The sequence below is a fragment of the Actinoplanes sandaracinus genome, assembly GCF_030009775.1.
Classification (GTDB): domain Bacteria; phylum Actinomycetota; class Actinomycetes; order Mycobacteriales; family Micromonosporaceae; genus Actinoplanes; species Actinoplanes sandaracinus.
Genome location: NZ_JASCTH010000022.1, coordinates 157,520 through 171,234 on the forward strand (window position 1 = coordinate 157,520; position 13,715 = coordinate 171,234).

General features: G+C 67.9%; 13 protein-coding genes and 2 tRNA genes. 5 read left to right on the plus strand and 10 right to left on the minus strand.

Annotated elements, in window-relative coordinates; translation table 11 throughout:
• Positions 1–83: 83 nt before the first annotated feature.
• Positions 84–983, minus strand: a complete 900-nt coding sequence (locus QLQ12_RS30485) for a sulfurtransferase (RefSeq protein ID WP_282759036.1) — start codon at positions 981–983, stop codon at positions 84–86.
• 101 nt (positions 984–1,084) lie between these two features.
• Here QLQ12_RS30485 and QLQ12_RS30490 point away from each other — a divergent pair, with 101 nt between their 5' ends.
• The 4 genes from QLQ12_RS30490 to QLQ12_RS30505 all read left to right on the plus strand — a co-directional run bounded on the left by QLQ12_RS30490 (position 1,085) and on the right by QLQ12_RS30505 (position 4,568).
• The gene (locus tag QLQ12_RS30490; RefSeq protein WP_282759038.1) at positions 1,085–2,818 is read left to right on the plus strand and encodes a proline--tRNA ligase; all 1,734 of its coding nucleotides are present in this window, start codon (positions 1,085–1,087) and stop codon (positions 2,816–2,818) included.
• 32 nt (positions 2,819–2,850) lie between these two features.
• Positions 2,851–3,243: a CBS domain-containing protein gene (locus QLQ12_RS30495; RefSeq protein ID WP_282759039.1), complete on the plus strand. Its 393-nt coding sequence runs from the start codon at positions 2,851–2,853 to the stop codon at positions 3,241–3,243.
• A gap of 238 nt (positions 3,244–3,481) precedes the next feature.
• Positions 3,482–3,925, plus strand: coding sequence for a SufE family protein (locus QLQ12_RS30500; RefSeq protein WP_282759041.1), 444 nt, complete (start codon positions 3,482–3,484; stop codon positions 3,923–3,925).
• Between the two features lies 1 nt (position 3,926).
• A complete protein-coding gene (locus tag QLQ12_RS30505) occupies positions 3,927–4,568 on the plus strand; it encodes a DsbA family oxidoreductase (protein ID WP_282759042.1) in 642 nt (213 codons plus the stop codon).
• Between the two features lie 29 nt (positions 4,569–4,597).
• On the opposite strand, the gene QLQ12_RS30510 is transcribed toward QLQ12_RS30505, so the two are convergent.
• On the minus strand, positions 4,598–5,149 hold the full coding sequence (locus QLQ12_RS30510) for a YbaK/EbsC family protein (RefSeq protein WP_282759389.1): 552 nt from the start codon (positions 5,147–5,149) through the stop codon (positions 4,598–4,600).
• 222 nt (positions 5,150–5,371) lie between these two features.
• Between QLQ12_RS30510 and QLQ12_RS30515 the strand changes: the two genes are divergently transcribed.
• On the plus strand, positions 5,372–5,770 hold the full coding sequence (locus QLQ12_RS30515; RefSeq protein WP_282759044.1) for a hypothetical protein: 399 nt from the start codon (positions 5,372–5,374) through the stop codon (positions 5,768–5,770).
• Here the strand turns inward: QLQ12_RS30515 and QLQ12_RS30520 are convergent.
• The 8 genes from QLQ12_RS30520 to gyrB all read right to left on the minus strand — a co-directional run bounded on the left by QLQ12_RS30520 (position 5,662) and on the right by gyrB (position 13,601).
• Positions 5,662–6,171 (minus strand): NUDIX domain-containing protein, encoded by a 510-nt coding sequence (locus QLQ12_RS30520; RefSeq protein ID WP_282759045.1) that lies wholly within the window; start codon positions 6,169–6,171, stop codon positions 5,662–5,664. The genes QLQ12_RS30515 and QLQ12_RS30520 overlap by 109 nt on opposite strands.
• 95 nt (positions 6,172–6,266) lie before the next feature.
• Positions 6,267–6,938: a DUF6461 domain-containing protein gene (locus QLQ12_RS30525; RefSeq protein WP_282759046.1), complete on the minus strand. Its 672-nt coding sequence runs from the start codon at positions 6,936–6,938 to the stop codon at positions 6,267–6,269.
• Between the two features lie 608 nt (positions 6,939–7,546).
• Positions 7,547–7,619 (minus strand) — tRNA-Ala (locus tag QLQ12_RS30530).
• Between the two features lie 10 nt (positions 7,620–7,629).
• On the minus strand, positions 7,630–7,758 hold the full coding sequence (locus tag QLQ12_RS30535; protein WP_211304171.1) for a DLW-39 family protein: 129 nt from the start codon (positions 7,756–7,758) through the stop codon (positions 7,630–7,632).
• A gap of 212 nt (positions 7,759–7,970) precedes the next feature.
• Positions 7,971–8,044 (minus strand) — tRNA-Ile (locus QLQ12_RS30540).
• A 78-nt stretch (positions 8,045–8,122) separates the two neighbouring features.
• The gene (locus QLQ12_RS30545) at positions 8,123–9,019 is read right to left on the minus strand and encodes a DUF3566 domain-containing protein (RefSeq protein WP_282759052.1); all 897 of its coding nucleotides are present in this window, start codon (positions 9,017–9,019) and stop codon (positions 8,123–8,125) included.
• Between the two features lie 3 nt (positions 9,020–9,022).
• The gene (gyrA, locus tag QLQ12_RS30550) at positions 9,023–11,536 is read right to left on the minus strand and encodes a DNA gyrase subunit A (protein ID WP_407651454.1); all 2,514 of its coding nucleotides are present in this window, start codon (positions 11,534–11,536) and stop codon (positions 9,023–9,025) included.
• A gap of 109 nt (positions 11,537–11,645) precedes the next feature.
• Complete coding sequence (gyrB, locus tag QLQ12_RS30555; protein ID WP_282759054.1) at positions 11,646–13,601, minus strand: DNA topoisomerase (ATP-hydrolyzing) subunit B; 1,956 nt, start codon at positions 13,599–13,601, stop codon at positions 11,646–11,648.
• Between the last annotated feature and the right edge of the window lie 114 nt (positions 13,602–13,715).

Here is a 13,715-nt window from a genome sequence, read left to right on the forward strand (position 1 = left end):
GACGAGGCCGGACTCCCGGGCTCGGTTCATCGAAAGACGGCGCCACCGGCGAAGGGCGGCGCCGTCTGGAAGGCCGTTGAGGATCAGCTGAGTCCGCCGGGCTCGGTGCCCTTGGCGATCGGCGCCCGCACCAGGTTGCCCCACTCGGTCCAGGAGCCGTCGTAGTTGCGGACCTGCGGATAGCCCAGCAGGTACCGCAGCACGAACCAGGTGTGGCTGGACCGTTCACCGATCCGGCAGTAGGCGACGATGTCGTCCGCGGGCTCCAGGCCCAGCTCATCGCGGTAGATCTTGATGAGTTCGTCGTGCGGTTTGAAGGAGCCGTCCTCGTTCGCCGCGGACTTCCACGGCTTGCTGACCGCGCCCGGGATGTGCCCGCCACGCAACGCGCCCTCCTGGGGGTACGCCTCCATGTGGGTCAGCTCACCGGAGTACTCCTGCGGAGACCGCACGTCGACCAGCGGCCGCCCGCTGGAGATGTGGCCCATCACCTGGTCGCGGAAGGCCCGGATCTCCGCGTCGTTGCGAACCGGGACGGGGTATTCAGCGGCGGGGCGGACGGTCTTCTCCCTGGTCAGCGAGCGCCCCTCGGCGGCCCACTTCTGCCGGCCGCCGTCGAGCAGCCGCACGTCGCGGTGGCCGAAGAGGCTGAAGACCCAGAGGGCGTACGCCGCCCACCAGTTGAAGTTGTCGCCGTAGAACACGATCGTGTCGTCACGGCCGATGCCCTTGGCCGCGCACAGTGCGGCGAACGCGGCCGGGTCGAGGTAGTCCCGGCTGACCTGGTCGTTCAGTTCCAGGTGCCAGTCGACCTTGACCGCGCCGGGGATGTGGCCGGTGTCGTAGAGAAGCACGTCCTCGTCCGACTCGACGACGACCAGGCCGGGGGTATCCAGATTCGCGGCGAGCCACTCGGTGGTGACCAGTTTGTCAGGGTGCGCGTACGCCTGTAGCGCCTGCGCCGGATCGTTCGGAACGGACATGCCTGTCACGCTAGCTCTCCGGGGAGCACACCGGACGTGACCCTGGTGACAACGGGATAACCGGATGAATTCGTCGTACCCGGTCCCTAAGCTCGGTCACCATGCTGCTCCGGATGTCCAGTCTGCTGCTCAGAACCCTGCGTGAGGAGCCGGCGGACGCGGAGGTGCCGAGTCACCGCCTCCTCGTGCGCGCCGGGTTCATCCGTCGCGCGGCCCCGGGCGGCTACACCTGGTTGCCACTCGGGAAGCTGGTCCTCGACCGGGTCACCGCCGTGGTCCGGGAGGAGATGCACGCGGCCGGCGGGCAGGAGATCTCGTTCCCCGCGCTGCTGCCCCGCGAGCCTTACGAGACGAGCGGCCGCTGGACCGAGTACGGCGACGATCTCTTCACCGTCAAGGACCGTCGCGGCGCCGATCACCTGCTCGCACCGACGCACGAGGAGATGGCGACCCTGCTGGTGCAGGACATGACCGGCTCCTACCGGGACTTCCCTCTCCTGCTCTTCCAGATCCAGACCAAGTTCCGCGACGAGGCACGGCCGCGGGGCGGCCTGCTGCGCGGCCGCGAGTTCCTGATGAAGGACGCCTACTCCTACGACCTCACCGAGAACGGACTGATCGAGGCGTACGAGCGGATGCGCGCCGCATACCAGCGAATCTTCACCAGGCTCGGGCTGGACCACGCGATCGTCTCGGCCGTGTCCGGTGCGATGGGCGGCTCCGTGTCCGAGGAGTTCCTGGCCGCGGCCGAGGTCGGCGAGGACACGTTCGTGGGCTGCACCGACTGCGACTACGCCGCCAACACCGAGGCCGTGAGCACCCCGGCGCCGCCCGCGCGGGAGGTGACCGCACCGACCATGGAGGTGCACGACACTCCCGAGACGCCGACCATCGCCTCGCTGGTGGAGCTGGCGAACGAGCGTGGCCTCGGCGGGCGCACCGACTGGACCGCGGCCGACACCCTCAAGAACGTCGTGGTCACCGTGCTCCACCCCGGTCATGGACCGGAGCTTCTGGCGATCGGTCTGCCCGGCGATCGTGAGGTCGATCTCAAGCGGCTCAACGCCGCCCTGGCCCCGGCCACCGCGGTCCTCTTCGACGACTTCGAGTCCCGCCCCGATCTGGTCAAGGGCTACATCGGCCCCCAGGGCATCACGATTCCCTACCTCGCCGATCCACGTGTCGCGCCCGGCACCGCATGGCTGACCGGCGCGAACGAGCCCGGCAAGCACGCCACCGACGTGGTCGCCGGCCGTGACTTCAACCCCGACGGCACCATCGAGGCGGCCGTGGTCCGGCCCGGTGATCCCTGCCCGGCCTGCGGCGACGGCACGCTGACGATGCGGCGTGGCATCGAGATCGGCCACATCTTCCAGCTCGGCCGCCGCTACACGGACGCTTTCAAGGTTGACGTGCTCGGCGCCGACGGCAAGCCGGTCCGGCCCACCATGGGCTGCTACGGCATCGGCCTGTCCCGTGCGGTCGCGGCGATCGCCGAGCAGCATCACGACGAGCAGGGCCTGGTCTGGCCGGCGGCGATCGCCCCGGCCGACGTGCACGTGGTAGCGGCCGGCAAGGACGGCCAGGTCGAGGCCGCCCTCGCTCTCGCCGCCACTCTGTCCCGGGCCGGGCTCCGGGTGCTCGTCGACGACCGGCCCAACGTTTCGGCGGGCGTCAAATTCACCGATGCCGAGCTCATCGGCATCCCCCGGTGCGTCGTGGTCGGCCGCCGCCTGGCCGAGGGGTTCGCGGAACTACGCGACCGCCGCACGCGCGAGCGCACGGAAGTGCCCCTTGTGGACATGGCTGGTGTAATCGCCGCGGAGCTCGGGTAACCGTGACACAACGGCGGTGGAGAGGCAGAAGCATGATCAGGCTGGTCGCGGACGCTATGACCCGGAAGGTCGTCTACCTGCCCGAGGACACCCCCCTCGACGAGGCCGCTCAGGTCATGCGCGACCAGGGCATCGGTGACGTGGTGGTGACCCAGGGCCCGACGATGGCCGGCATCGTCACCGATCGCGACATCGTGGTCCGGGCCATCGCCGAGAAGCTGGACCCGGCGGTCGTGACGCTCGGCGCGATCGCCACCCGTGAGCTGCTCATGGTTGAGCAGAGCGCCACGGTGGAGGAGGCCGTGCAGGCGATGCGCGAGCGGGGCGTCCGCCGTCTCCTGGTCTGCGACGCCGACCGTCAACTGGTCGGCATCCTCAGTCTCAGCGACGTCGCCCTTCTGCCCACCTCGTCCGCCGCCGCCTGACCACCGCTCCACCGGTCTCGGCCTGACCACGGCCGACAAGCCGCCCGCCTACCGACGGCGTGATCACTGCCCGGCCGCCCCGCCGGATCGCCGGCCGGCCGCCCGGGGGTGACGTCCCGCCTGCGGCAGCTCCGCCCACGCCCCGAACGGGCATCGACTGCACCCGCCCTTTCCACCGTGGCGCACACCGCATCCACAGCAGCGGCCGTCACGGTGATCGACGCGTAGGGTCGAGGTCGTGAGTGACATGCCGCCGAAGCTGGCCGAGATCGTCGACGACTTCGCCTCCGCGCCCCGCGAGGTCGTGCTGGAGATGCTGCTGGAGTTCGCCGACGCCGTGCCGGCGCTGCCCGCCGACCTGGCCGGGCACGAGGGCATGGAACAGGTCCCCGAGTGCCAGACCGCGTTCTTCCTCAAGGCGGTCGTGCAGCCGGACGAGACCGTGGTGACGCACTTCGACTGCCCGCCCGAGGCGCCGACCACCCGGGCGTTCGCCGGCATCCTGGCCGAGGGCCTGGCCGGGGCGACCGCGGCGGAGATTCTGGCCGTGCCCGATGATCTTTATGCTCGGATGGGTCTCTCCCAGACGATCAGCCCACTGCGGGTGCGTGGTGGGACGGCGATCCTGGCGCGGCTCAAGCGTCAGATCACCGAGCAGGCGACCCCCCTCAAGACGGAGTGACGTGGATATTCAGGTCTGGTCCGATGTGATCTGCCCGTGGTGCTACATCGGCAAGGTGCGACTCGAGAAGGCACTGGAGGCCTTCGACGGCACGGTGACGGTCACCTACCGGGCGTACCAGCTGGACGCCTCCCCAGCGCCGGAGCCCTTGCCGATCAAGCAGGTGATGGCGGAGAAGTTCGGTGGCCCGGCCCGTGCGGAGCAGATGTTCACGCAGGTGGCCGCCATCGGCGCGAGTGAGGGATTGACACTCGACTTCGACCGGGCGATCGCGGCCAACACCTTCGCGTCGCACCGGCTGATCGCCTGGGCGGCAACGCAAGACCGCCAGGCGGACATGCTGGACGCCCTGCAGCGAGCGCACTTCACCGACGGCATCGACATCGGGTCCCTGCCCGCCCTCGCGACCGTCGCCGGCACGATGGGGCTGGACGCCGCCGCCGCGCTCACCTACCTGGAGTCCGAGGCCGGCACCACCGCGGTCCGCACCGACCTCGACGAGGCGCGAGCCCTTGCGATCACCAGCGTGCCGACCTTCGTCATCGACGGGAAGTACAAGGTCCAGGGCGCTCAGGAGCCGAGCACTCTGCTCGCCGCCTTCCAGGAGATCTCACGCCGGGAGAGTGCCAACGCCGGTCTATGACGTTTCACGTGAAACGACATAGACGATTGTCAGGATGCCTCGCGTGCCAGACCGTCGATCACCTCGGCGCCGGGCAGGGCGCCGAGGGCGGGTCCGGCGATGGCGATCTTGCTGTGCCGCACGCCGGATCCGATGATCACGTGCGGGGTGGCCACCACACGCGAATCGACCAGAATCGGCCAGGAGACGGGTAGCCCGATCGGGGTGATGCCGCCGTACTCCATTCCGGTCAGCGCGACCGCGTCGTCGGTCGGCGCGAAACTGGCCTTGCGCACATCGAGGTGTCGGCGGACCACGCCGTTCACGTCGGCGCGGGTGGTGGCGAGCACGATGCAGGCCGCGTACCGCGTGACCCCACCCCGGCTGCCGGCCACGATCACGCAGTTGGCGGACTCGGCCAGGCTGATGCCGTACGCCTCGCAGAAGGCCGCCGTGTCCGCCAGCCCGGGATCGATCGGCGCCACCAGAACCTGGTCGGCGTCGATCACTCCTTCGGTCGGCCAGACCGCCAGGGCCTTGGCCACCGGCGGGGCGAGCAGGTCGGGGCGCGACTGGGCGGGTTCGGTCGGCAGGCTTCCCATCATCCCGCCATCCTCACCCACCCCGGCGATCACGGCACGTCCACCATCGCACCCGACCTCGGACGGACAATAGACCTTAACCACCGCATACGCTGATGAATCGGCAATCGTGAGCGGGCGGCCGGCGGAAAACTCTCAGGTTCAAAGCGATCATGCCGACCGTCAGATGATGTGGAGGAGCGCCGGAAAGCACGCGTCGGGACCGTCAGTGGCCTCGCGTTGATGGTCGGCGCTACGGCGCTGGTCGCCGTCTCCGGCGGCCGTCACTCGGTCTTCGCCGTCCTGCTGCTCGGCCTGCTGGCGATGGTGCTGACACACGCCCTCGTCGTCGAGATCCAGCGCCAGGCGCGCCGCCGGTCACAGACCGCGTGGTACCGCACCGACACGGTCAACACCATCCTGCTGGCGTGCTGGGCGCTGATCGCGGCTGCCATCACCATGGCGCCGTTCGCGTCCCTACAGGTGCGCGGCCTGGGCGGCCTGCTGGCCGCGGGTTACACCGCCGCCTCGATCTACTTCGTCGTGGAGCGCCGGCGCGCCGTCACATCCCCGTTCGTCGCGGTCTCCTCGCCGGCCGTGGTGCCCGAGAGCGACCCGGTGACCGATTCCGCGTCGGCCTGACCGCCCGGCGTCGGCAGCACCACCATCAACGGTGGCACCGGCACGCCGCTCGTCTCGATCGGCAGTTCAGGAACCGGTAGCCAGTCGATCCCGATCTGTTCCGGCCCGGAACCGTCGTCTCGCCCGAGTCGTGGCTCGCCGTCGGCGACGGTCACCGTGAAGACCGACGTCATGCCCGACGGGTAGGGCATCTCCAGCACGTAGCGGGCGTCGCTGACGATCAGGCCGGTTTCCTCGAACACCTCGCGCCGCAGTGCCTCCTCGGCCGTCTCGCCGGGGCGCAGGCCGCCGCCGGGAAGCGTCCACCACTCGCCGCCACCGAATCGCCGGCTGCGCTCGTGCATCATCAGCACACGGCCGTCCCGCACGATCACGGCGGCGGCCCGTCTTCGCTCATCCACGCCCTGCAGGCTAGCCGCACGAACTGCGCCCCGCAGGGCTCATTCATTCCTCTGTGGATAACCCGGCACGTTCGCTGGAACGGGCAAATGCGTGCCTACGCCTGCGGAACCTCGACGAGCAGGTACTCCAGCTGCTGCATCACCTGCGCGGTGAGCGTGACGCCGCTCCGGGCGGCCATGAACGCGAGCGCCGACGCCGTGGGATCGGTCACGGCTGGACCCCCGAGAAGACCGGTCGCCTGCAGGGTCGGGCGGAACTGGTCCGGCTTGTTACCGCCGAGCCGGTCCGGCGCCGAGGTGTCGAGATCCAATGCGAGATCCCCGTTGCGGAAGACCACCAGACGCCCCGGTTCGCCGCCGCCACCTCGGTACGCCAAGACCTCGCCGCGGTTCTTCGAAAGCGACTTCACGAGCTCCCGGGTGACGCCGAGCGTCCCGTTGTCCTCCACGATGACCGACCAGTTACCGACCCGGCCGATGCCCATGAAGAACCGTTTCCGGGCGCCGGCCTCACCGTCACCAGGCCGGACGACCCGGTTCCAGTCCACCCGCTCGAGATCGTCGCCACCGAGTCGTTTGGTGATTTGATGCTCGGTGAGACCCCGCACCAGGGTGAAGCAGAACCCGCTGGTGAGGTCGGCGTTCCGGGCCGGCCAGGCGTAGTCCGCCGACGTCCCGGCGGAGGCGAGCGGTTCGGCGGAACCGGACGCGCCGCACCCGGCGAGGGGCACGAGCGTCAGCAGAAGTAGAGCGGAACGGCGTCTCACCGGTCTAGTAGATCAAAGATCGTGGCTCCGTACCGTCCCCGGCATGGTTAAGGCCAATTGGCCAACCGGCGTCGCGTGCCCCGGTGCAGGAATCCCACCTCGCCGGGGCGACCCGCCCGTGCCGCAGTGCGGCATCGACATCAAGGACGGCCACTATGTGGCGTCCCCATATCGTTATAAAACAGTCACCCCTGAGTGCCCGGCCAGCCGAGCGGCGCAAGGTGAGCGAAGCCGCCTGCACTGAAAACGGCTGAGAGGTCGTCTCGCCTCGTGAGCTCGGCTGCCGACACCCCGCAATAGGGCTTCCCCGGGATCGGCCGTCACCGCGGATCTGAGGGCTGCCACATGCCCGCCGGCGCCCCCGCTATCGCTCGCTCCACATAGCTTGGTCGTCCGATTCAGCCCTGCCGAATCGAGTACGGGACCCGCAGCAGCCCCGAAGGCGCCGACGAGTCCTCAGTGAACGGTGCCTGTCGACCGCCCGAGCCGACGACGGGATCCATCACTCGATCGCCATGAGGCGCGGGTGCGGGGCTCGGCCCCGGAAGCAGAAATGACGAGTGGCCCCGGGTCCGCGCTGTCCGCGGACGAGGGCCACTCGTCAGTCGTGGAGCCCAGGGGACTCGAACCCCTAACCCCCGCCTTGCAAAGGCGGTGCTCTGCCAGTTGAGCTAGGGCCCCGTAACCGCCGTCACCGCAGATCGGGCGCCGTGGTCGCCTCGTGCCAGAGCGCGCGCTCGTCACTGGAGGCCTTGACCTTCTTGACCACCAGAGCCGCCACCCCGACGACACCAGCAATGATGAGGAGCTTCTTCAACACTGAACTGCCACCCCTTACCCGCTGCCCGGAAAGAACAGGTCCGCGTACAAACATGGTTGGTGGAAGTTGAAGCCGCAAGAAGGAACCTGAGCGACTCGAACCAGCCACCGCACCCACCGTAACGCGGGGTTTCCGGGGGCTCGGCCCCCGGAGCAGAAATGACGAGTGACCCCGGTCCGCGCACTCCGCGGACAAGGGCCACCTGTCACTCGTGGGGCTAGATGGAATCGAACCATCGACCTCAGAGTTATCAGCTCTGCGCTCTAACCGACTGAGCTATAGCCCCTCAACTGCGAAGAGAACGTTACCGCATCGGGTTGCGGGCCTCCAAGCGGGGGTACCCGCAACCCGGTGATGCGGATCGTCAGTCGCGCTCGGCCAGAGTGAGCTCGATACCGCCGACAAGGTCGGCGCAAACGTTGTAAATGAAGGCGCTCAGAGTGGCCAGCGCGGTGAAGAGAACCACGTTGACGGCACCGATGAGCATCGACGTGCCGATGACGCCCCAAGCGGTGATCCGGAAGGTGCCGCTGGAGCTTCCCTCGGTGCCGCCGCTGGCGGTGACCAGGTCCTGAAGGTTGCCGTTGACCGAGCTCCACACGCCCATCGTGTCGAGGGCGAGGTAGAGCACCGACGTCGCGACGACCACCACGATGAAGAGCACGATCGACACGGCGAACGCGAACTTCATGACCGACCAGGGGTCGATCCGCTTCAGGTTCAGCCGGGCACGGCGCGGGCCCCGCGCCGCGGCCGACGACACCGTGGAGCGGGCGGACCGCACAGCCTCGGAGACACGGGCCGCCCCGACCGCGGCCGCACCGCCGGCCGGAGCCGGCGCGGAGCCGGCGCGCTGCTTGGCCGCACCGGGTGCGGTCGCCGGCGCCGCCGGCGAGGTGGTCGGACGCGGCGCGGTCCCCTGCGTCGTCGCGGCGGGAGCACTGACGGGGGTACGACCAGAGGTCGCACCCGGCGCCGCACCCTTGCCCTTGGTGACGACCGGCACGGAGGCCGAGCCCTTCACCGGGGGCTGCACACTGGGACGCTTCGCCTCGGCGCCGTCGGTGCCGGCGGCCGGTTCACCCGGGGGCGGGGCCATGCCCGGCGCCCGAGTGAACTTCGGCGGGGACGGGGCGTCGGCGGGGACAGCGGCACGCCCTGTGGTCTCGCGACCGTTCGGTGCGGCAGCGTCTTTCTTCGCCGCATCGTCCGGAGTCGCTGAGGTCCCCGGGCCCCCCGACTTCGCCTGTGTCTCCGGCATCAACTAGTCCTGTTCGTCAGGCTCGTCGGCATTGCGAGCAAGCGCCACGATGGTTACACCTTCTGGGAGGTCCATCAGCTTGACCCCCATTGTGTTCCGATCCCGTGTGCGCCGTACAGGCTTCACGGGAGTCCGGATGACACCACCATTGCTGGTGATGGCAAACAGTTCATCCTCCGGGCTGATCACCAGAGCGCCGACTAGTCCACCACGACGCTCAGTGATCTTGGCGGTCAGCACCCCCTTACCGCCACGTCCCTGTACGGGATACTCCTCGATGGGCGTGCGCTTCGCATACCCACCGTTGGTGGCGACCAACACATCCATGCCCTCGCGAACGACTTCCATCGCGAGAAGCTCGTCGTTGTCGCCGAAGCGCATGCCGATCACACCGGACGTCGCGCGGCCCATCGGGCGCAGCGCCTCGTCGGTGGCGTTGAATCGGATGGCCTGGGCTTTCTTGGAGACCAACAGCAGGTCCTCCTCCGAAGCCGCCAGCGCCGCGCCCACCAATTCGTCATCCTCCCGCAAGTTGATGGCGATGATGCCACCGCTGCGGTTGGAGTCAAATTCCTCCAGGCGCGTCTTCTTCACGAGCCCATTCTTGGTGGCGAGCACAAGGTAGGGCGCGACCTGGTAGTTCGGGATCTGGATGACCTGCGCGATGTGCTCATCCGGCTGGAACGCGAGCAGGTTCGCGACGTGCTGACCCTTCGCCACCCGGCTTGCTTCGGGCAGTTCGTAGGCTTTTGCCCGGTAAACCCGGCCCTTGTTCGTGAAGAACAGCATCCAGTCGTGCGTCGAGATGACGAAGAAGTGCGACACGATGTCGTCCTGGCGCAGTGTGGCGCCGCTCACTCCCTTGCCGCCACGCTTCTGCGACCGGTACAGATCGGTCTTGGTGCGCTTGGCATAACCGGTTCGTGTGATCGTCACCACAACGTCTTCCCGGACGATGAGGTCTTCCATCGAGACCTCGCCGTCGAACGGGATGATCTGGGTGCGCCGGTCGTCACCGAACTTCTGGACGATCTCGGCCAGTTCCTCGGAGACGATCGTCCGCTGCCGCTCCGGTTTCGCCAGGATGTCCTTGAAGTCGGCGATCTCAAGCTCGATCTTGACCAGCTCGTCGATGATCCGCTGCCGCTCCAGGGCGGCCAGGCGGCGCAGCTGCATGTCGAGGATCGCGGTGGCCTGGATCTCGTCGACGTCGAGCAGCGTCATCAGGCCCTGACGCGAGTCCTCCACCGTGGGCGAGCGCCGGATGAGGGCGATGACCTCGTCCAGCATGTCCAGCGCCTTGCCCAGACCGCGCAGGATGTGGGCCCGCTCTTCGGCCTTACGCAGGCGGTACGCGGTCCGCCGCTGGATGACCTCGATCTGGTGCTCGACGTAGTAGCGGATGAACTGGGCCAGGTTCAGCGTGCGGGGCACGCCGTCGACCAGCGCCAGCATGTTGGCGCCGAACGTCTCCTGCAGCTGGGTGTGCTTGTAGAGGTTGTTCAGCACCACCTTGGCGACCGCGTCACGCTTGAGCACGAGGATCAGGCGCATGCCGGTACGGCCGGAAGACTCGTCCCGGATGTCCGCGATGCCGGTGAGCTTGCCTTCCTTGACCAGCTCGGCGATCCGCTCGGCGAGGTTGTCCGGGTTCACCTGGTACGGCAGCTCGGTCACCACGAGACACGGCCGGCCTCGCGCGTCCTCCTCGACCTCGACCACCGCGCGCATCCGGATCGACCCACGACCGGTCCGGTACGCGTCCTGGATCGCCTGCTGTCCGACGATCAGGCCCTTGGTCGGGAAGTCCGGGCCCTTGACGAACTCGAGCAGCGCCTCGAGGGTGGTGGCCTCGTCGACCTCCGGGTTGTCCAGGCACCACTGCACGGCCGTGGCGATCTCGCGCAGGTTGTGCGGCGGGATCTTCGTGGCCATGCCGACGGCGATGCCCTCGGACCCGTTGACCAGCAGGTTCGGGAAGCGGGCCGGCAGGATCGTCGGCTCTTTGGTGCGGCCGTCGTAGTTGTCCTGCATGTTGACGGTGTCTTCGTCGATGTCCCGCAGCATCTCCATCGCCAGCGGGGACAGCTTCGACTCGGTGTACCGCATGGCGGCCGGCGGGTCGTTACCCGGCGAACCGAAGTTGCCGTTGCCGTCGATCAGCGGGTAACGCAGCGACCAGATCTGGCCCATCCGGACCAGGGCGTCGTAGATCGACGAGTCGCCGTGCGGGTGGTAGTTGCCCATCACGTCGCCGACGACACGGGCGCACTTGACGTAGCCGCGGTCGGGGCGGAAGCCGGCGTCGTACATCGCGTAGAGGATCTTGCGGTGCACCGGCTTGAGGCCGTCGCGGACGTCGGGCAACGCGCGGCCGACGATGACGCTCATCGCGTAGTCGAGGTACGAGCGCTGCATCTCGACCTCGAGGCCGACCGGCTCGACGCGCTGGCTCACACCGCCGCCGATGTCGCCTAGGATCTCGTCGCCGTCGGGGGGCTCAGGAGTGTCAGTCACTTTTAACCCTTACTCAAGGTGATGCCAGGCAAATGCGGCCAGAACGGGCATATGGCTGTGGATAACACTGTGGAAAGTGGGCGCACGCTGTGGATACGGCTTCCTGGACCTAGATGTCCAGGAACCTGACGTCCTTAGCGTTGCGTTGAATGAACGACCGCCGAGCCTCCACGTCCTCACCCATCAGGACGCTGAAGAGCTCGTCCGCCACAGCGGCGTCGTCGAGCGTCACCTGGCGCAGGGTGCGGGTGTCCGGGTTCATCGTGGTGTCCCACAGCTCGTGGAAGTTCATCTCGCCGAGGCCCTTGAACCGCTGGATGTCGTCCGGCTTCGCGTTCGCCTTCTTCTGCTGGCGCAGCGCGATCAGCCCGTCCCGCTCACGGTCCGAGTACGCGTACTGGGCGTCGTCACCGCGCTTGTTCCACTTGAGCTTGTAGAGCGGCGGGGAGGCCAGGTAGACGTGCCCGTGCTCGACCAGCGGCCGCACGAAGCGGAACAGCAGGGTGAGCAGCAGCGTCTGGATGTGCTGGCCGTCGACGTCGGCGTCGGCCATCAGGATGATCTTGTGGTACCGCAGTTTCGTGATGTCGAACTCGTCGTGGATGCCGGTGCCCATCGCCGTAATCAGCGCCTGGACCTCGTTGTTCTTCAGCACCCGGTCGATCCGGGCCTTCTCCACGTTGAGGATCTTGCCGCGAATCGGGAGGATCGCCTGGATGCGGCTCTCCCGGCCGGACTTGGCCGAACCGCCGGCCGAGTCGCCCTCGACGATGAACAGCTCGGTCTCGCGCGGGTCGGTCGACTGGCAGTCGGCCAGCTTGCCGGGCATCGAGCCGGATTCCAGCAGCGACTTGCGGCGGGCCAGCTTGCGGGCCTGCTGAGCGGCGATCCGGGCGCGGGCCGCCTGGTCCGCCTTCGTGATGATCAGCTTCGCGTCGGCCGGGTTGCGGTCGAACCAGTCGGCCAGCTGCTCGTTGCAGACCTTCTGCACGAAGCTCTTCATGTCGGTGTTGCCGAGCTTGGTCTTGGTCTGGCCCTCGAACTGCGGGTTCGCCAAGGTCACCGAGATGATCGCGGCCAGACCCTCACGAATGTCCTCACCGGACAGTTTCTGGTCGGCCTTGAGGAACTTCTTCTCGACGCCGTACTTGTTGACGATGGTCGTCAGCGCGGAGCGGAAGCCCTCCTCGTGGGTGCCACCCTCGTGCGTGTTGATGCGGTTGGCGAAGGTGTAGACCGACTCGCCGTACGACTCGTTCCACTGCATCGCGATCTCGACGGCCATGCCCTCCTCGGGGGCGTCGGCCTCGAACTGGATCACGGTCTTGTGGATGGCGCTCTTGGTGGCGTTGAGGTGCCGGACGAAGTCGGCGATGCCGTCCTCGTACATGAACGTGACGCTACGAGGCTCACCGTTCTCATCGACCTGGTCAGGCCGCTGGTCGGTGTAGTTGATGGTGAGGGCTTTGTTGAGGAACGCCATCTCCTGGAGACGGCGATAGATGGTCTGGTAGTCGAAGTCGGTGGTCTCGAAGATGTCCGGGTCCGGCCAGAACTGCACGGTCGAGCCGAGCTTGTCGGTCGGCTCGCCCTTCACCAGTTCGCCGGGAACGGAGTAGTCGTACTTCTGCCGCCACCAGAAGCCGTCCTTCTGGATCTCGACGGCCATCCTCGTTGAGAGCGCGTTCACCACGGAGACGCCGACACCGTGCAGACCGCCGGAGACCTTGTAAGCCTGACCGTCGAACTTGCCGCCCGCGTGCAGCACGGTCAGCGCGACCTCGACACCCGGCTTCTTCAGCGTCGGGTGGAGGTCGACCGGGAAACCACGACCGTTGTCGGTGACCGAGACGCCACCGTCGGGGAGCAGGACCACGTCGATGGTGTCGCAGTAACCGGCCAGCGCCTCGTCGACGGCGTTGTCCACGACCTCCCAGACCAGGTGATGCAGACCGCGCTCACCGGTGGAGCCGATGTACATACCGGGACGCTTGCGGACCGCTTCGAGGCCTTCGAGCACGGTGATGGAGCCGGCACCGTACTCCTGCTGATTCTCTGACACCATCGGCCACTTTCTCGCGCCGGGCCCGGAAGGCCCCGCAACGGGGTTGGCGGGCCCACCAGCGGCGGCCCGGGCACGCGTCAGGAGACCAGAGATGACACCGCGGAAAGTGAGCGG